The organism is Sagittula sp. P11 (assembly GCF_002814095.1).
Lineage (GTDB): Bacteria > Pseudomonadota > Alphaproteobacteria > Rhodobacterales > Rhodobacteraceae > Sagittula.
Genome location: NZ_CP021913.1, coordinates 3,027,652 through 3,044,544 on the forward strand (window position 1 = coordinate 3,027,652; position 16,893 = coordinate 3,044,544).

Sequence of the window (16,893 nt, forward strand, 5' to 3'; positions counted from 1 at the left end):
TCCTCCGGGCGGTCAGCCGGGGCGCGCGAAACCGTGCATCCCCCGGGCCCACTGGAAGGCCACGATCGCCCCTTTCAATCGGGGCAGAAGGTAGAGGGAAAGCGCAACGCAGCCAACTGCAAAGATCGTGAAGAGCACGAGCGGATCGGGGCGCCATGCCTCGAACACGATCAGGAGCAGCGGTGCCATGATGTGCCCGACGATGAGGATCGTCAGGTAGGCCGGGCCGTCGTCGGCCCGGTGGTGGTACAGTTCCTGCCGGCAGACCGGGCAGGTGTCGCGCACCTTGAGGTAGCCGGACAGGAGCGGTCCGGAGCCGCATTTCGGACAGCGCCTGCGCCAGCCCCGCCAGAGCGTCGGCCAGATCGGCGTGTCTGCTGTGATGTTGCCTGAGTGCCGCATGGAAACCCGTCCCTCCTCGAGCGCGAAAGATGCGCGCAAGGTACGGCTTATGAAAGGGGGCGAAACGTCCTTGCGGCGGCGTGTCACATTCGCACCGTTTGCGCTCACGCCGGAGTGATGGGGTTCTGCGCGTTTTTCGTGCGGTGGTCCGACGGAAAGCGCGGCCGCGTCCGTGGAACCCTGCAGAGACGCCGGTGAACGGCGCTCGGGACAGGTTCGACAGAAACCATGGAGACTACGACAATGACCAGGACGACTTCGACCCTCTGGATGACCGCGGCGCTTGTGGCGGTGCTGACCACCGCCGGTGCGGCGCAGGCCCGTGACTTCGGGCGCGGCCCGGACGGGGCGCACGGCGGCATGGGTCCGCACGGCTTCTTCCCGGAAGAGATGTTCGCCGCGGCGGACGCCGATGGCGACGGCAAGATCACCGAGGACGAGATGAAGGCCGCTGCCGAGAAGCGCTTTGCCGACGCCGACACCAATGGCGACGGCATGCTGAGTGCCGACGAGATGGTCGCCCGGGCCGAGGCCCAGCGCGAGGCGCGCCGCGTGGAGCGGATGACCGAGCGCAGCCAGGCGATGATCGACCGGCTGGACTATGACGGCGACGGCATGCTGAGCCTCGACGAGGCGCAGCGGCAGGCCCCGGCGGACATGTTCGACCGGATGCTGGAGCGGCTGGACACCGACGGTGACGGCGCGCTGAGCCAGGAAGAGATCGCGGCGGCCAAGACGAAGATGCGCGAGCGGCACGCCGACCGCGGCCATGGCCCGCGCGGCGAACGTGGCGAACGCGGAGAACCCGGCCAGGGCCGTTTCCCCTGGCGTCACGACCGCTGAGTTCATGAGTGCGCCCCCCGGGTCGGCCTTTTGGCCCGGGGGCATTGCGTGGTGACACGGTTGGGGTTAGCGCAGATGGGTACGGAACCGGGATGCCATATGACGCCATGAGCGACTGTGCCGAGGAGGAGCTTCTCGCGGCCTATGCCGCGGGCGACGCCGCTGCGGCGCGCGCGCTGACGGCGCGTCTGGCGCCCCGTGTGCTGGCCCATGCCTACCGGATGCTGGGCGGCGACCGGGCCGAGGCCGAGGACGTCACGCAGGAGGCGCTTCTGCGCCTGTGGCGCGCCGCGGCCGACTGGCGGTCGGGAGAGGCCAAGGTCTCGACCTGGCTTTACCGGGTGACGGCGAACCTCTGCATCGACCGGATGCGGCGGAAGAGCCGCGCGGGTCCGGCGCTCGACGACATACCGGAGCCCGAGGACGACCGGCCCTCGGCCGTGCAGCACATGCAGCAGGCGGCCCGGGCCGAGGCCCTGCAGGCCGCGCTCGACGAGCTTCCCGAGCGGCAGCGCCAGGCGGTGATCCTGCGGCATATCGAGGGGCTGGGAAATCCCGAGATCGCGCAGATCATGGACATCGGGACACGCGCCGTGGAAAGTCTGACGGCACGGGGAAAACGGACTTTGGAGGCGCTTCTGGCCGGGCGCAGGACAGAACTGGGGTACGACGGCGATGACTGATCCAAGGGACGACACGATGCCGGGGGCCGCGGACGACCTCTCGGTCTTCTTCGAAGCGGCACGGGCCGAAGCGCCGGTGCCCGACGGTGATTTCATGGCGCGGCTGACCGCCGATGCGCTGGCCGAAATGCCGGTGCCCGCGGCGCGCGCGCCGTCGCCGGGGTTCTGGATGCAGGTCCGCAGCGCGCTGGGCGGCTGGGCCGGGATGACCGGGCTGGCGGCGGCCTGCGCGGCTGGCATCTGGATCGGGGTGAACCCGCCCGCGACGCTGGACGCGTACTGGGGGGACAGCACGAACCTCGGGGAGGTGGGTGTCGACCCGCTTTCGGGGTTCGAGCTGGCGATGTTGGAGGGATGAGCGGCATGGCCGGATCGCAAGGCAACCGCGTGCTGCGGATCATGCTTTTCCTGTCGCTGGCGGCCAACCTCGTGGTCGCCGGTGTGGTGGTGGCCTTCCTGTGGAACGGCCCGCCGCCACCGCCGGGACGGCCCGATGGCGGGGACCCGGCGCTGCCCTACACCCGGGCGCTGGACGAGGATCAGCGCGACGAGGTGCGGCAGGCGCTGCGCGACGCCTTCGTGAACGACCGCAAGGAGGCGCGGAGCGTGCGGCGCGACGTGTTCGCCGATTACCGTCAGGCGCTGGAGGTGCTGCGCGCGGAGCCTTACGACCCCGCGGCGCTGGAGGCGCTGATGACCGCGCAGGCGGAACGCAGCGCCGGTTTCCGCAAGCGCGGACAGGAAGTGCTGAGCGCCTATGTCGCGGAGATGAGCCCGGAGGAACGCGGCGCCTATGCCGACCGTCTCGAAGAGACGCTGGCGCGGTTCCAGGAACGGCGCGCGCGGCATTTCGAAGGGCACCGCCGTAATGACGGCCCGCCACAGGACTAGGAACGGGATGCGCGCGCCGGGGGTTTCCGGCGCGTTTTTCTTTCCGGCATTGTCCGAAAGGGTGTTGCCGCTGCGGGCGGTCTGCCTTCGCTCAGAGGTGCGGCAGGCCCCATGGCGGGATCGTCGCCCCGTCGGTGCCGGTGTCCTGGCCGCGCAGCGGTTCGGGTGGCGCGAGCCGCGGGTTCGGCTTCGGCGCGGGCGGCAGGGCCGGGACGACCTTCGGCAACGGCAGCGCGAGGACCGTGTCGGCCATGACCACCGTGTTGCGGCCGCCGTTCTTCGCGGCGTAGAGCGCGGCATCGGCGCTGGAGATCAGGTCTGCCGGCGTCTCTGCGCTGCGCGAGACACCGATGGCCACGCCGATGGACAGCGTGACGGTGATCCGGCGCCCATCTGGCAGGCGGATCGGGTTCTTCGCCATCAGGCTGCACAGCCGTCCGGCGGTCAGGCGGGCCGCCGTGCGGTCGGTGTCGGGCATCGCGACGAGGAATTCCTCCCCGCCCCAGCGGGCGATCAGGTCGGCGGCGCGCAGGTTGTCGGTCAGGCGCTGCGCCAGCGTCACCAGCACCGCGTCGCCCGCCGCATGGCCGTAGTCGTCGTTCACCTGCTTGAAGTAGTCGAGATCCGCCAAGAGCAGCGCGTAGGGCCTGCGCGACCGTTCAGCCCGGTCGGCCAGCCGCGAGACGTGGGGCAGGGCGTAGCGCCGGTTGTAGAGCCCGGTCAGCGGGTCGGTGACGGCGGCGCGCAGCCCGTCGCGCATGTTCGCCCGGAGCCTGTCGCCCAGACGTTTGCGGGCGATCTGCTTTTTCAGCCGGATCGCCAGTTCGTCCACTTCCAGCCCGTCGGACATCAGGTCGCTGGCGCCCATGTCGAGGGAGGAGGCCGCCTCCCTCCGCTGATCGGGGAGGGCCACGTAGACCAGCGCGGACCGGCGCGTGCTGCGGTTGGACCGCAGTTGCGGCAGGAGCGACAGCACATCGCCTGCGGAATGCTCCGTCTCCAGCAGGACGACCACGTCGGGGTGGCGCGGGTTCTCGCGCATGGCGTTGTCGGGATCGACCAGTTCGATGTGGTCGTCGGAGCGGCGGCGCAGCGCCTCGATCCGGGCGCGCACGGAATCGCCGGGCCGGTCGGCGATGATCCGCACCTGCCCGGGCGTGGTGAAGTCGGCGGCCTGTTCGGCCAGACCCAGCGCGCGGCGGGTGTCGTCACGCAGCTGAAGCTCCGCCTCCGCGTCGCGGGCGCGCAGGAGAGAGCGTAGCCGCGCCAGCATCACGATGTCGTCGATCGGCCGCGACAGCACGTCGTCGGCCCCCGCGGCAAGCGACGCCAGCCGTTCGTCCGCCTGGCCCGCGGGATGCACGATGATGACCGGGACGGCGGGACCGGGGCGGGAGGCACACCTGTGCCGGATCGCGGCACAAAGCGTGCGCCCCGACATGTCGGGCAGGTCGGAGGCCGCGATGACGACGTCCGGATCGGCCTTGCGCAGCATCGCAAGGGCCGCCTCGCCGGAGGCGGCCTGCACGACCTCGTAATAGGCCGCAGACAGTTTGACGCGCAGTATGATGCGGTTGGTCGGCACCGCATCGACCACCAGGATCCGGCCTGTCATCTGTGTCCAGCTACCTCGTGTCTCGCACCGTGAGTGATGGCGCATGCTTGAACTTCTCGGCCCCTTCAGATTTGGTGAAATTTGGTTAAGAAACCCTTTCAAGGTGGCGTGGGAATTGAGCTTTACGCAGGAAAGTGCCGAGACGGTCAGTTTGCAGGCAATGGCATGGCTGGCAGGCAACGATGAACTATTGCCGGTGTTTCTGGGCGCTTCGGGTGCGTCTGAGGTGGACTTCCGCAATGGCCTGGGCGACCCGGTCTTTCAGGCCGCGGTGCTCGACTTCGTGATGATGGACGACGCCTGGGTCATGGCGTTCTGCGAATCGGCGGGATTGCCCTACACGGTGGTCGCGCAGGCCCGCGCGGCCCTTCCGGGCGGAGGAGAGTGGCATTGGACCTGAGCGTCGACGCCGTCCTGTTCGACAAGGACGGAACGCTTTTCGATTTCTCTGCGACGTGGGACGTCTTTGCGGCGCGGCTGATCGCGCGGCTGTCCGACGGTGACGCGGCGCGCGCGGCGCGGGCCGCCGACGTGCTGCGGTTCGACCTCGAGGCTGGGCGCTTCCTGCCCGACAGTCCCGCCATCGCAGGCACCAACCGCGAGATCGCGACGCTTCTGGCCTGGGTCCTGCCGCAGGACGCGGCAGAGCTGGAACGGATCATCGTCGAGGAAGCGGGCCGCGCGCCGCTGGTGGAGGCGGTGCCGCTGGTGCCGCTTCTGGCAGAGCTTGCGGCGCGGGGCATGCTGCTGGGCGTGATGACCAACGACACGGAGTCGGTGGCGCGCGCGCATCTGGCAGAGGTCGGCATCCTCGGACAGTTCGATTTCGTCGCGGGTGCCGACAGCGGCTGGGGCGCCAAGCCCTCGCCCGATCCGCTGCTGGCCTTCGCCGAGCGTGTGGGCGTCGCGCCTGAACGGGTGGCGATGGTCGGCGACAGCACACACGACCTTCTGGCCGGGCGCGCCGCGGGCATGGTCTGCGTCGGCGTGCTGACCGGCATGGCCGGGCCGGAGGTGCTTGGCCCCCACGCCGAGGCGGTGCTGCCGGACATCGGCCACCTGCCGGGCTGGCTCGACAGGCGCCCCGGCCGCAGGTGATCGCGGCAGGCCGCCCGGCAAAAACGACCACATGAGTCGTCTTTCGGCAGGCAGAGGGCGCAGGTTCGCTGTGTGATGGGGGTGTCGCTGCCCACCGGATCCCAGGGAGAGAGCCATCATGCCGGAAGACTCCGCGCCGAAACGCCGCCGCCACGGAGGCCGGGCCGGGAATTCCCGCCGGGGGGCCGCGGCCGTGGCCCAGGGCCCGTGGCGGATCCCGCGCAATGCCGACCGCCCGACCGAACCGCTCAGCCCGGAATCGGTGATCCGCCTGCACAACGCCACCATGCGCATCCTCGAAGAGATCGGGATCGAGTTCCTGCATCCCGACGCGGTGAAGATCCTCGGGGACGCAGGCTGCACGGTCGACGGAGAGAACGTCCGCATGGGCCGCGACATGGTGATGGAGATGGTCGGCAAGGCGCCCGCCACCTTCACCATGACCCCGCGCAACCCGGCGCGCGCCCTGCCCATCGGCGGCGACGCGATCCTTTTCGGCAACGTCTCGTCGCCGCCCAACTACTGGGATCTGGAACTCGGGCGGAAGGTCTCGGGCACGCGCGAACAGTGCCGCAACCTGCTGAAGCTCACGCAGTACTTCAACTGCATCCATTTCGCCGGCGGCTACCCGGTGGAGCCCTGCGACATCCACCCCTCGGTGCGCCACCTCGACGTGCTGCACGACAAGCTGACGCTCTGCGACAAGGTGGTGCACGCCTATTCGCTGGGGGCGGAGCGGGTGGAGGACGTGATGGAGATGGTGCGCATCGCGGGCGGGCTGAGCCATGAGGCATTCGACGCCAGCCCGCGGATGTACACCAACATCAACTCCACCTCGCCGCTGAAGCACGACTACCCGATGATGGACGGCTGGATGCGCATGGCGCGGCGCGGGCAGGGGCTGATCGTCACGCCCTTCACGCTGGCAGGCGCCATGGCGCCGGTGACGATGGCGGGCGCCGTCGCGCAGTCGCTGGCAGAGGGGCTGGCGGCGGTGGTGCTGGCGCAGGTTATCCGGCCCGGCGTGCCCTGCGTGATCGGCACCTTCACCTCCAACGTCGACATGAAGACCGGCGCCCCCGCCTTCGGCACGCCGGAGTACATGCGCGCCACCCAGATGACCGGCCAGATGGCGCGCTACTACGGGCTGCCGATGCGCTCCTCCGGCGTCTGCGCCGCCAACGTCCCCGACGGGCAGGCGATGTGGGAGACGGAGCATTCGCTCTGGGCGGCGGTCCAGTCCGGAACGCACATGGTCTACCACGCGGCGGGCTGGCTGGAGGGCGGGCTGATCGCCTCGCCCGAGAAGTTCGTCATGGACTGCGAGGTGCTGGGCCAGATCCAGCGCTACATGGAGCCGGAGGTCTGGGACTGCTCCGACGAGTCGCTCGCGCTGGAGACCATCCGCGAAGTCGGCCCGAACGGGCACTTCTTCGGGGTGCAGCACACGCAGGACCGCTACGAGACCGCCTTCTACCAGCCGTTCCTGTCGGACTGGAAGAACTACGAGGCCTGGGAGGCCGCGGGCGCCGTCTGGACGGCGGAACGTGCCCACGCGGTCTTCAAGCGCATCATCGACGAGTTCGAGGCCCCCCCGATGGAGGACGCCGTGGCCGAGGAACTGGCCGCCTTCGTCGCGAAACGCAAGGAAGAGGGCGGCGCGCCGACCGATTTCTGACGCCATCCCCGCTGCCCCGGACGGCCCGGGAGGGCGGCCCCGGCACCACGGCGCCCCCGGTCTGACTGGCGCGCGCGTCCCGCTCCTTCACCTTGGCTGAAATACCTGTTTCCGCCTCTGCCAGGGTGCGCGGATCAGGGGTTTCCGAGGGCCGCCTCCGCCCCGAAACTCGGCACAATTGCAGATGTTATGCGCGTGTTAAGCGTCGTTCCCGCATGGTGCCGCCGAAAGCGGAGCAGCGGTCATGCATGGTCTCATCCTGAGAACATTCCAGGTCTTTGTGCAGGACACCTACGGGCAGTCCGCGTGGGAGGCGATCACCGCCCATGCCCAGTTCGAGGCCGGCGATTTCGAGGCGATGCTGAACTATCCGCCGGAAACCTTCGACGCGATAATCGCCGCCACGGAAACCCGGCTGGGCAAGAGCAGCGACCTCTTCCTTGAGGACGTGGGCACCTACCTCGTCTCCCATCCCAACAGCGAGGGGCTGCGCCGCCTGCTGCGTTTCGGCGGGGTCGACTACATCGAGTTCCTGCATTCCCTCGACGACCTGCCGGACCGGGCGCGGCTGGCGGTGGCCGACCTCGTTCTGCCGGATCTCGAACTGCGCGACGTGGGGCAGAACACCTTCCGCCTCGCGGTCGGAGAGGGGCTGCCCGGCTTCGGCTTCGTCATGGTGGGCGTGCTGCGCGCCATGGCCGACGACTACGGCGCGCTTGTGCTCATGGATGCGGAACGCCCGGGCGCAGGCGGACAGGAGGTGGAGATCACGCTGGTCGAGACCGCCTTCTCCGCGGGCCGCTCCTTCGACCTTGCCGCGGGCGGCACGCAGGGAGGGGCGGCGTGACATCCCTGCCCGAAGAGGTCCTGCACGCGCTCTGCCCGATGCACGCCGTCCTGTCGCCCACGGGGCACATCGTGCAGGCCGGTCCGACGCTCCACAAGCTCAGCCGGCGGCGGCTGGAGAACGCCCGGTTCCTCGAGGTGTTCGAGGTCTACCGACCGCGCGCGGTGACCGACATGGCGGGCCTGCGCGCGGCCCAGGGCCGCAAGCTGCACCTCCGCCTGCGCGACGGTGTGCGCACCGCGCTGAAGGGGCTGGTGGTGGGCACCGGCGACGGCGGCGCGGTGGTCAACCTGTCGTTCGGCATCGCGGTGGTCGACGCGGTGCGCGATTACGCCCTGACCAGCACCGATTTCGCGCCGACCGACCTGGCCATCGAGATGCTGTATCTGGTGGAGGCGAAGTCCGCCGCCATGGACGCCTCGCGCAGCCTCAACACCCGGCTGCAGGGGGCGATGGTCGCGGCGGAGGAACGCGCCTTCACCGACACGCTGACCGGCCTGCGCAACCGGCGCGCGCTGGACACGGTGCTGGACCGGATCGCGCGGCAGGGGCGGGCCTACGCGCTGATGCACCTCGACCTCGATTTCTTCAAGGCGGTGAACGACACCCATGGTCACGCGGCGGGGGATCACGTCCTGCGCCACGCGGCACGGATCATGCTGGAGGAATCGCGCAAGGACGACACGGTGGCGCGGGTCGGCGGCGACGAATTCGTGATCGTCTTCGCCAACCTGACGCGGATGCCGCGCATCGCGGAGATCGCCGGCCGCATGATCGAACGGATCGAACGGCCCATTCCCTGGGGCACGGCGGAGTGCCGAATCTCGGCCAGCATCGGGATCGCGATTTCCGAGGGCGAGGGGCTGCAGCCGCCGGACATCATGGACCGCGCAGACACGGCGCTCTATGCCTCCAAGCGTGCGGGCAGGGCGCAGTTCCGCTTCTACGACACGGACATTGCGGGCCCGCCCGCACCGCTTCGGAAGATGGAGTGATTTTTTCGGGAAGAAGGTCTTGATCCTCCCGAACCGGCGCAGTAAGTAGCGCGCCACGGTTGGGGTGTAGCCAAGTGGTAAGGCAACGGTTTTTGGTACCGCGTACCGTAGGTTCGAATCCTACCACCCCAGCCAAATCTTCCTGAATTTGGTATTAGCCCAAGGTTGGAACCTATCCGGTTCATCTTGATGTCTTGCCGGTGCCAGACTGGAACTTGGCAACGATCCGGCAGTCCCATCTTCCAGAATCCTTCCGAACTTACAGATATTTGCGCTCGCATGACCTCGTCTCTAAGCTGAGGCCTGACGAACACAGAAGCGCACAGGTATGGCCAACTGGTATTCGGCCGACCTGCACTTCGGCACCACCGCATCATCGACGTTGACCTGCCACTGAACTTTCATCCAGCCACGACCGGAGCCCGGTTAGTGTTTACGCCGGTTGGCGCAGGTTGAGCAATCGCCCGGCGCGCGGAGCTTTCATCTCGCGCAGCGGGGCGGGCGATTGCGGTGGTCAGGGTCCGCGCGTAGGCAGCCGGGGTCTGGTAATCCAAGGCCGAATGGGGGCGCTCGGTGTTGTAGTCCGTAGCCCAGGCTGCGATCACGATCCGCGCATGGGCCAGATTGCGGAACATGGTCTCGTTGAGCAGCTCGTCGCGCATCCGGCCGTTGAAGCTTTCGACGAAACCGTTCTGCATCGGCTTGCCCGGCGCGATGTCGTGCCATTCGACCCGGTGCTCGGAACACCACCGCAGGATCGCGTTACTGGTCAGCTCCGTCCCATTATCGCTGACAATCATGCCGGGCTTGCCGCGGCGCTCGATCAGGGCCGTCAGTTCACGCGCGACACGGCGCCCTGAGATCGAGGTGTCCGGGATCGCCGCCAGGCATTCCCGGGTGACGTCGTCGACCACGTTGAGCACGCGGAAGCGCTGGCCGTTGGCGAACTGGTCATGGACGAAATCCAATGACCAACGGGCGTTCGGTCGCGCCTCGACCAGGATCGGTGCCCGCGTTCCGACCGCCTTGCGCCGCGCCTTCCGCTTGCGCACCGTCAGCCCTTCTTCGCGGTAGAGCCGATAGATCCGATTGATCCCCGAGGGCTCGCCCTCGCGGCGCAGCAGCACGAACAGGCGCCGGTAGCCGAACCGCCGACGCTCGTTGGCCAGGTCCCGCAACCGGCCGCGCAGAACCGTGTCCGGCGCGCGCTGAGATCGATAGCGGATCATCGTGCGATCCGCGCCGACGATGTGGCAGGCCCGCCGTTCCGACAGGCCATGCTCAGCCTGAAGATAGGCGACGACTTCGCGCTTCACCGCGGGCCCTACCACTTTTTTGAAACCAGATCCTTCATCGCCGCCAGATCCAGCATCTGTTCGGCCAGAAGCTTCTTCAACTTGGCGTTCTCATCCTCAAGCGCCTTCAGCCGCTTGGCCTCTGATACCGTCATGCCACCGAACTTGGCCTTCCAGTTGTAGAAGGTGCCTTCCGACATGCCGTGCTTGCGGCATAGATCGGCGCACTTCGCGCCGGCCTCATGCTCGGCCAGGATGCCGATGATCTGCTCGTCCGTGAATCTCGTTCGCTTCATTGTCCGTCCTCAGGTTGGGCCGGACTCTAATCGACGGTGGAGGAAAAATCCCGTGGCAGGTCAGGCAGTGGAGTGAACTCTTCGGGCGTTCGGTAGCCCAAGGCTGAGTGCAGTGTCCTGGTATTGTGGACCTGCTCGGTGAAGATCGGAAATGGTTGGACGACATCGGCGATGACGCTAGCCTCCGCTTCCTCGTTGGTCCGTTCGCCCCGATCGAACTGCGTCAGCCGAAGGTGGATAAGGTTTGCGGGTATTTGGTGCGTGCGCTGTGCATCCCGCCGACCAATTCCGCCGGCGCGGATGTCTTGGCAAAGCTGAAGTTTGAAAGGCGTCGAATGCCGGCGATAGAGACTTCGTGATGTCATGAGCCTTCTCCAGAAAAGGACCTTTCAGCGCATCAGATTCTTATGCTCTCATAGTCCAGGCCGAGGGGTTCACTCCAAACCCGGGTCATTTCCGGGTGGAAATCATCAAACAGCGGCGCTTCTGTTGGCATGAGGGGACGCGCCTCGATCCACTTGGCAAAGCGCGGGCCTGTGATTTGGGGTGAGCTATGCGGCCTCCTGCGGGACTGCCATGGTATCCGCGATGTCCCAGGAAACCCAGACCTGCGCATCGCCCGGAAGGTCGGGCAGGTCGCGATCCCGGGCAATCAGCTTCCACGACTGGCCTTCGACGGTGACGAGACAGGTCGCCATGGCCCCGGCAAAGACGCGCTGGTCAAGCCTTGCCGGCAGGGCATTGCCGGTCGCGGGGCGTTCAACGCTCAGGCGCAACGCCTCGGGACGCACCGCGAAATGGTGACCCGGCGTCGGCCCCGGCAGCGTCACCCGGTCGAAGACGGCCTCCGGCAGCCAGTTTGCCTCGCCGAGGAAGTTGGCGGCGAAGGCGCTGTTGGGGCGATCGTAGACCTCGCGCGGGGCACCGGCCTGCACGATCTGCCCGTCGCGCAGGATGCCGATACGGTCCGACAGGGTGAGCGCCTCTTCCTGGTCGTGTGTGACGAAGATCGTGGTGATGCCGATCTCCCGCTGGATGCGCTTCAATTCGATCTGCATGTCGACGCGCAGCGTCTTGTCCAGCGCCGACAGCGGTTCGTCGAGCAGCAGGACCTTGGGATTGGTGACGATTGCACGGGCGAGGGCCACGCGCTGGCGTTGGCCCCCCGAGAGCTGGTGCGGCATGCGCCCGCTCTTGTCGCCAAGCTGAACGAGGTCCAGCACCTCGGCAATGCGGCGCTTTTCTTCGGACGCCTCGACCTGGCGCACCCGCAGGCCAAAGCCCACGTTGTCCGCCACCGTCATGTTCGGAAACAGCGCATAGCTCTGGAACATCATGCCGATGTCGCGTTTCTCGACCGGGACACGCTCGACGTTGCGCTCACCGATGCGGATGCTGCCGCTGTCGGGGAAGGAGAACCCGGCGATGGTGCGCAGCAGCGTCGTCTTGCCCGAACCGCTGGGGCCCAGCAGGGCGAAGAACCCGCCGTTTTCGAAGGTGATCGACACGTCGTCCAGCGCACGGGCCTTGCCGAAGGTCTTGGTGACATTGCGGATTTCGACGGATGACATCAGCTGTTTCCTCCGAAGCTGGATTTGCGGGTGGCCAGGAACATGATCCCCATCGACACGGTGATGATGATCGTCGAGATGGCGTTGATTTCCGGGGTGAACCCCTTGCGGATCGCGGTGTAGATCAGCACGGGCAGGGTGCTGTCGCCGGGTTCGGCAAGGAAGTAGCTGACCACGAACTGGTCGAAGCTGACGGCGAAGGCAAAGAGCGCCCCCGCCACGATGCCCGGCGCGATCCATGGCAGTGTAACGCGGCGCAGCACGGTCCAGGCGTCGGCCCCCATGGAGCGCGCCGCTTCTTCCAGCGTGACGTCGAAGGAGGCCAGCCGCGCGGTGACGGTGACGATGACGTAGGGCAGCGCCAGGGCGACATGCCCGATCAGCACGGCGGGCGTGCCGCGCCCGATGCCCACCGCGAAGAAGAACACCAGCATGGCGGTGCCCGTGATCAGCCACGGAATGGCGATCGGCGGGAAAAGCAGGAGTTGCAGGATGCGCTTGCCGGGGAAGTCGTAGCGGAACAGCGCAACGGAGGCCGCGGTGCCCAGTGCCGTGGCGATTGCCATGGTGGCAAAGGCGATGGCGACGGAGCGCAGGCTGGCCGCGATGATCTGCGGGTTGTTGGCCATGTCCGTGTACCAGCGGGTCGAGAACTCGAACGGCAGCTGGTAGAAGGGCGAGGCGTTGAAGCTCATGGCCGCCATCACCAGGATCGGCGCGTAGAGGAAGACGAGGATCAGGACGAGCCAGACGCGGCCCAGAAGCGGAAGGATCGGACGTCTCATGTCTTTGCCTTTCTCAGGATCGGGCTGGCCAGACCGAGGATCACCAGCACCACGGCCAGAAGCACGAAGCTGAGCGCGGCGCCGAGAGGCCAGTTGTAGACGGCGACGAACTGGTCCTCGATGACGGTGCCGTAGTAGGTTCCGTAGCGACCGCCCAGGATGCGCGGCTCCATGAAGGACCCGACGACCGGGACAAAGACCAGAACCGCACCGGCCAGCAGGCCCGGAAGCGACAGCGGCAGCAGCAGGCGGCGCAGGATGGTCAGCGAACTGGCCCCCATGGACCGCGCGGCATCGACGATGTCGTCGTCAATCGCCTGCAGCGCCAGGTAGGACGTCAGGATCACGTAGGGCAGGTAGCTGTGGACGAGCCCGATCACCACCGCGCTCGGGGTGAACATCAGGTCGAGCCGGATGTCCCAAGGCAGGATGGCTTCGATGGCGCGCTCCAGCACGCCATTGCCGCGCAGCACGATGGCCCAGGAGAAGATCCGCACCAGCGAGTTCGACCAGAAGGGGAGGATCACCAGCAGGAACAGCGTTTCGCGGGCGCGGCCCTTGATCGTGCGGGCCAGCACCAGCGCACAGGGATAGCCGATGAGGATGCAGAAGAAGGTGACGGTGAACCCGAGCTTCAGGGACTTCCACAACAGGGAGGCATAGACGCCGCTCTCACCGAACTTCAGGTAGTTCCCGAGGGTGAAACCCCAGTCCGGGGCGTCCTGCGGCAGGTCGGTGAGAAAGCTGAAGAACAGCATGGCCGAGAGCGGCAGGAAGACGGCAAGGGTCAGCCAGAGATAGGCAGGCGTGAGCAGCGTGAACAGTCGCCGCCGGTCCTCCGGCGCGAGGGTGTCGGCCATGGGGAGCTCCTTGGAAGGGGCCGCACGGACGCGGCCCCCGGACAGTGAATGGAACAGATATGTCTGCCGACAGGCTTACTGGGCGGCCTTCAGACCCTGCCATACCTCGAGGTATTTCTCGCGGGTGGCATCGTCGATCGGCGCCTGGAAGTGGACACGGGCGGCAACCTCCGGATCGCCCAGGACCGCCTTGTTGAAGGCGTCGTCGGGCAGCGCTTCGGCGGCCGCGGCATTGGCCGACGCCGGAGCCCCCTCGGCATCCCACTTCACGTAGAATTCCGGGTCGATCATGTAGTCGATGAACTGCAGCGCGGCGTCCTTATGGGTGGAGGTTTCCGGGATCGACAGGCCATCGAGCCAGCCCACCGCCCCTTCCTGCGGGATCACGAACTGCACCGGCAGCCCCAGCGAGGCCGAACGGCTGGCCGAGCCGGACCAGTAGGTCGCGGCATCCAGTTCGCCCGCGGCCATGAACTGGTTCCAGTCATTCTCGCTGCTCCAGAAGGTGCGCAGGTTGGGCAGCAGTTCCGCGACCTTGGCGGCGGCCGCGTCGATGTCCTTGATGTCGTTGATATCCTGCCCGGTGGCGAGCGCCCCCAGTTGCAGCGCCTCGACGGCATCGTCGCGGATCGAGACGCGGCCGGCATGGGCCTCGTCCCAGAGCGCGAGGATCGAGGTCGGGGTCTCGTCCCAGGCTTGCGTGTTGATCGCGAAGGAGGTCAGGCCCCAGGTCCACGGCACGCCGTAGGTCTGACCGTCGGCGTTCAGCTTGGGGTCGGCGGCGAAAGCTTCGGGGATGTCGGAGAAATTCTCGATGGCCGTGGTGTCGATGGGCGCGATCAGCCCTTCGGAGATCGCCTGCGGCGTGAAGGCCGCGTTGATCATCACCACGTCATAGGCGCCGGGATTGGTGCGCAGCTTGGTCAGCATCTCCTGCTCGGAGTTGAAGTACTCGTGCACGACGGTGTGGCCGGTGGCCTCGGCGAAGGCGTCCACCGCCCATTTCAGGTCGGTGCCGTAGCCCTGCCAATTCAGGACGCGGATCTCGTCGGCAAGCGCGGCCGAAGCGGTCATCGCCAGGGCTGTGGTCAGAAAGAGGGTCTTCATTTTCAGGTCTCCAGGTTGAGGGTCGGCCGTTGATCGGCCTTTTCGTCGTTGAGGATGGCCTCGACCGCGCTGCGGTCGGGGGGTGTTGCGGGGCCGCGTTCGAGTGTCGACAGGGCGGCGGCGACATTGGCGTAGCGGGCGGCGCGCAGCGGATCGCCGTGATGGCTCAGTTCCGCGAGAAAGCTGCCGATATGGGTGTCCCCCGCGCCGTTGGTATCGACTGTCGTGACGCGATGCGGAGGGATGGCCTTAACCGTGTCGCCGGTTGCCAGCAGGCACCCTTCGGAGCCCATGCGCACCAGCGCGCCCTGCCGCCCCTGCGCAAGATCGCGGGCTGCCTGCTGCGCATCGCCGCGCCCGGTCAGCACGGTCGCCTCGGAGGCATTGGCACTGATCCAGTCGGCACGGGCCATGGCACGGCTTAGCAGCGACGTGTCGAGAAGGTGCACCACGGGAGAGGGATCGAAGGCCAGCGTGACCGCCGCGGGCAGGGCGGCAATCCAGTCGACCAGTGCCTCCGCCGCCTGCGGGTAATGCAGGGAATAGCCCGACATCAGCACGTGCGAGACGCCGTCGAGGTCGATTGCGCCGAGGTCATCGGCGCGGATCGTGCCTTCCGCTCCGGGAAAGCTAATGAAGGTCCGCTCGCCGTCCGGCTCCAGCAGCACGGTGCAGCAGCCCTGGTCCTGCGCGACGCGCGCGCGGGCCGTTCCGATCTCGAGGCGCGCCAGTTCCGCTGCCACGCGGTCGGCCATCGGCCCGGTCCCGAGCGATCCCGCGAGAACGACGCGCTGACCCGCCGCCCGTGCCGCCGCCATGGCGTTGAACCCGCCGCCGGGCAGCATGGCAAAGCCGGTGCAATGCGCCTCCTGCCCACGCTGCGGCAGGGCAGAGACCGCATACACCAGGTCGACCACCGGCCCAGTCATCTGCATCAGCGTCCCCATCAGGCGGCGACCCTGCGCAGGGCCAGCAGCGGCTCGGCCAGCCCGTCGAGATCCGCTGCATTGGCGGCGCGCAGTTGCGCGATGACGTCCGCGGGCAGGGTCAGCCCGAGCGCGCCCCCCATGGCCCCGGTGATCGCACCGATGGTGTCGGTGTCGTCGCCGATATTGGCCGCCATACAGAGCGTTTCGTGCAGGGGCAGGCCCATGCTCAGCAAGCCGAAGGCGCAGGCCACGCTTTCCCGGCTGGCAACCGAGGTGCCGATCCCCGCAACCAGTGCATCCTCGCCGGTCCGTGCAAGCTCGACAGCCCGCAGGATGCGCCCTGCCATGTCCGGTTCACCCTTGGGGTGACCCGCCTGTTGCCCGGCGCGCGCGGCGTCGACCGCACGCGGCAGGGCGTCCGCAAAGGTCATGCCCGCGATGCCGCAGCTGATCATCATGGCCACGGCGGAGGCGGCCGCGATGGCCTCTCCGGTGTTGTGCGTCACGCGGCAGGTCTGCACGACGCGGGCGACCAGAGGCGGGACCTCGGGTGGCGTGGACAGGCCCACGGGGGCAATCCGCATTGCCGCGCCGTTGGTGGTTCCGTTGAGGCCGGTCTCATCCGGATGCGTGCCGTTTAGCAGCGCGGCAATCGCGGCCTTCGAAGAAGGGCCGAGCAGGTCCGCCAGCCCCTTGGCGCGGACGTCCGCCTCCCAGTCCAGCAGGTCCTGCGCCCATCCTGCCGCATCGAATCCATCGGGATCGCGCAACAGTCGCTGCGCCAGGAGCAGGGTCTGCTCCGTGTCGTCGGTGATCTGTCCGGCAGCCAGCCCATGCGAGACGGGGTGCCCTTCGAAAGGCGGCACGAATCCGGTGATACGCCCGTAGTGCTGCACGATGGTCTCGCGCGGCAGGGTTTGCGCGGGCATTCCCAGCGCGTCGCCTGCGGCCAGTCCCAGCAGGCAGCCCTGAGCCCGGGTCAATGCGGTGTCCGACAT

At 67.7% G+C, this 16,893-nt stretch carries 19 protein-coding genes and 1 tRNA gene; 11 read left to right on the forward strand and 9 right to left on the reverse strand.

What is annotated here, in order from left to right:
• Positions 1–12: 12 nt before the first annotated feature.
• On the reverse strand, positions 13–402 hold the full coding sequence (locus CDO87_RS14650; RefSeq protein ID WP_100929461.1) for a DUF983 domain-containing protein: 390 nt from the start codon (positions 400–402) through the stop codon (positions 13–15).
• A gap of 243 nt (positions 403–645) precedes the next feature.
• On the opposite strand from CDO87_RS14650, the gene CDO87_RS14655 reads away from it, so the two are divergent.
• From CDO87_RS14655 to CDO87_RS14670, 4 genes are all read left to right on the forward strand, one after another.
• Positions 646–1,245: an EF-hand domain-containing protein gene (locus CDO87_RS14655; protein ID WP_198521729.1), complete on the forward strand. Its 600-nt coding sequence runs from the start codon at positions 646–648 to the stop codon at positions 1,243–1,245.
• Positions 1,246–1,337: 92 nt separating this feature from the next.
• On the forward strand, positions 1,338–1,928 hold the full coding sequence (locus tag CDO87_RS14660; RefSeq protein WP_100929463.1) for an RNA polymerase sigma factor: 591 nt from the start codon (positions 1,338–1,340) through the stop codon (positions 1,926–1,928).
• Complete coding sequence (locus tag CDO87_RS14665) at positions 1,921–2,286, forward strand: hypothetical protein (protein ID WP_254698135.1); 366 nt, start codon at positions 1,921–1,923, stop codon at positions 2,284–2,286. The genes CDO87_RS14660 and CDO87_RS14665 overlap by 8 nt, the downstream gene beginning before the upstream one ends.
• 5 nt (positions 2,287–2,291) lie before the next feature.
• Positions 2,292–2,819 (forward strand): periplasmic heavy metal sensor, encoded by a 528-nt coding sequence (locus CDO87_RS14670; protein ID WP_254698144.1) that lies wholly within the window; start codon positions 2,292–2,294, stop codon positions 2,817–2,819.
• Positions 2,820–2,910: 91 nt separating this feature from the next.
• Here CDO87_RS14670 and CDO87_RS14675 read toward each other — a convergent pair whose 3' ends face one another.
• Positions 2,911–4,434, reverse strand: a complete 1,524-nt coding sequence (locus CDO87_RS14675) for a diguanylate cyclase (protein ID WP_100929466.1) — start codon at positions 4,432–4,434, stop codon at positions 2,911–2,913.
• A gap of 115 nt (positions 4,435–4,549) precedes the next feature.
• Here CDO87_RS14675 and CDO87_RS14680 point away from each other — a divergent pair, with 115 nt between their 5' ends.
• The 6 genes from CDO87_RS14680 (at position 4,550) to CDO87_RS14705 (ending at position 9,187) form a co-directional block, all read left to right on the forward strand.
• Complete coding sequence (locus CDO87_RS14680) at positions 4,550–4,834, forward strand: DUF3572 domain-containing protein (protein ID WP_100930981.1); 285 nt, start codon at positions 4,550–4,552, stop codon at positions 4,832–4,834.
• Positions 4,831–5,532, forward strand: a complete 702-nt coding sequence (locus tag CDO87_RS14685; RefSeq protein ID WP_100930980.1) for an HAD family hydrolase — start codon at positions 4,831–4,833, stop codon at positions 5,530–5,532. Before CDO87_RS14680 ends, CDO87_RS14685 begins: the two co-directional genes overlap by 4 nt.
• Before the next feature lie 118 nt (positions 5,533–5,650).
• Positions 5,651–7,210, forward strand: coding sequence for a trimethylamine methyltransferase family protein (locus CDO87_RS14690; RefSeq protein ID WP_100929467.1), 1,560 nt, complete (start codon positions 5,651–5,653; stop codon positions 7,208–7,210).
• A gap of 244 nt (positions 7,211–7,454) precedes the next feature.
• On the forward strand, positions 7,455–8,057 hold the full coding sequence (locus CDO87_RS14695) for a heme NO-binding domain-containing protein (RefSeq protein WP_100929468.1): 603 nt from the start codon (positions 7,455–7,457) through the stop codon (positions 8,055–8,057).
• Entirely contained in the window at positions 8,054–9,052 is a 999-nt protein-coding gene (locus CDO87_RS14700; protein WP_100929469.1) for a GGDEF domain-containing protein, read from the forward strand. Before CDO87_RS14695 ends, CDO87_RS14700 begins: the two co-directional genes overlap by 4 nt.
• 60 nt (positions 9,053–9,112) lie before the next feature.
• Positions 9,113–9,187, forward strand: a tRNA-Gln gene (locus CDO87_RS14705).
• A gap of 266 nt (positions 9,188–9,453) precedes the next feature.
• Here the strand turns inward: CDO87_RS14705 and CDO87_RS14710 are convergent.
• Positions 9,454–10,643, reverse strand: a protein-coding gene (locus CDO87_RS14710) for an IS3 family transposase (protein WP_100928245.1) whose coding sequence is annotated in 2 segments (ribosomal slippage) — positions 9,454–10,391 and positions 10,391–10,643 — 1,191 coding nt in all. Because the reading frame shifts where the segments join, the coding sequence is not laid out codon by codon here.
• Positions 10,644–10,798: 155 nt separating this feature from the next.
• Between CDO87_RS14710 and CDO87_RS27035 the strand changes: the two genes are divergently transcribed.
• On the forward strand, positions 10,799–11,002 hold the full coding sequence (locus tag CDO87_RS27035; RefSeq protein ID WP_198521730.1) for a hypothetical protein: 204 nt from the start codon (positions 10,799–10,801) through the stop codon (positions 11,000–11,002).
• Between the two features lie 192 nt (positions 11,003–11,194).
• Here the strand turns inward: CDO87_RS27035 and CDO87_RS14720 are convergent, their stop codons facing one another.
• The 6 genes from CDO87_RS14720 to CDO87_RS14745 form a co-directional block, all read right to left on the reverse strand.
• Positions 11,195–12,214 (reverse strand): ABC transporter ATP-binding protein, encoded by a 1,020-nt coding sequence (locus CDO87_RS14720; protein ID WP_100929470.1) that lies wholly within the window; start codon positions 12,212–12,214, stop codon positions 11,195–11,197.
• Positions 12,214–12,999 (reverse strand): ABC transporter permease, encoded by a 786-nt coding sequence (locus CDO87_RS14725; protein WP_100929471.1) that lies wholly within the window; start codon positions 12,997–12,999, stop codon positions 12,214–12,216. The genes CDO87_RS14720 and CDO87_RS14725 overlap by 1 nt, the downstream gene beginning before the upstream one ends.
• The gene (locus tag CDO87_RS14730; RefSeq protein ID WP_100929472.1) at positions 12,996–13,859 is read right to left on the reverse strand and encodes an ABC transporter permease; all 864 of its coding nucleotides are present in this window, start codon (positions 13,857–13,859) and stop codon (positions 12,996–12,998) included. Before CDO87_RS14730 ends, CDO87_RS14725 begins: the two co-directional genes overlap by 4 nt.
• A 75-nt stretch (positions 13,860–13,934) precedes the next feature.
• Complete coding sequence (locus CDO87_RS14735; protein ID WP_100929473.1) at positions 13,935–14,966, reverse strand: PotD/PotF family extracellular solute-binding protein; 1,032 nt, start codon at positions 14,964–14,966, stop codon at positions 13,935–13,937.
• Positions 14,967–14,968: 2 nt separating this feature from the next.
• Positions 14,969–15,901, reverse strand: coding sequence for a PfkB family carbohydrate kinase (locus CDO87_RS14740; protein WP_254698146.1), 933 nt, complete (start codon positions 15,899–15,901; stop codon positions 14,969–14,971).
• Positions 15,902–15,912: 11 nt separating this feature from the next.
• Complete coding sequence (locus tag CDO87_RS14745) at positions 15,913–16,893, reverse strand: ADP-ribosylglycohydrolase family protein (protein ID WP_100929475.1); 981 nt, start codon at positions 16,891–16,893, stop codon at positions 15,913–15,915.

Coding starts and splice junctions, on each gene's coding strand:
- CDO87_RS14690 (WP_100929467.1), top strand. CDS start 5,651: ATGCCGGAAGACTCCGCGCCGAAACGCCGCCGCCACGGAGGCCGGGCC.
- CDO87_RS14670 (WP_254698144.1), top strand. CDS start 2,292: ATGGCCGGATCGCAAGGCAACCGCGTGCTGCGGATCATGCTTTTCCTG.
- CDO87_RS14660 (WP_100929463.1), top strand. CDS start 1,338: ATGCCATATGACGCCATGAGCGACTGTGCCGAGGAGGAGCTTCTCGCG.
- CDO87_RS14730 (WP_100929472.1), bottom strand. CDS start 13,859: ATGGCCGACACCCTCGCGCCGGAGGACCGGCGGCGACTGTTCACGCTG.
- CDO87_RS14720 (WP_100929470.1), bottom strand. CDS start 12,214: ATGTCATCCGTCGAAATCCGCAATGTCACCAAGACCTTCGGCAAGGCC.
- CDO87_RS14740 (WP_254698146.1), bottom strand. CDS start 15,901: ATGCAGATGACTGGGCCGGTGGTCGACCTGGTGTATGCGGTCTCTGCC.
- CDO87_RS14745 (WP_100929475.1), bottom strand. CDS start 16,893: ATGTCGGACACCGCATTGACCCGGGCTCAGGGCTGCCTGCTGGGACTG.
- CDO87_RS14655 (WP_198521729.1), top strand. CDS start 646: ATGACCAGGACGACTTCGACCCTCTGGATGACCGCGGCGCTTGTGGCG.
- CDO87_RS14695 (WP_100929468.1), top strand. CDS start 7,455: ATGCATGGTCTCATCCTGAGAACATTCCAGGTCTTTGTGCAGGACACC.
- CDO87_RS14725 (WP_100929471.1), bottom strand. CDS start 12,999: ATGAGACGTCCGATCCTTCCGCTTCTGGGCCGCGTCTGGCTCGTCCTG.
- CDO87_RS14665 (WP_254698135.1), top strand. CDS start 1,921: ATGACTGATCCAAGGGACGACACGATGCCGGGGGCCGCGGACGACCTC.
- CDO87_RS14675 (WP_100929466.1), bottom strand. CDS start 4,434: ATGACAGGCCGGATCCTGGTGGTCGATGCGGTGCCGACCAACCGCATC.
- CDO87_RS14650 (WP_100929461.1), bottom strand. CDS start 402: ATGCGGCACTCAGGCAACATCACAGCAGACACGCCGATCTGGCCGACG.
- CDO87_RS14735 (WP_100929473.1), bottom strand. CDS start 14,966: ATGAAGACCCTCTTTCTGACCACAGCCCTGGCGATGACCGCTTCGGCC.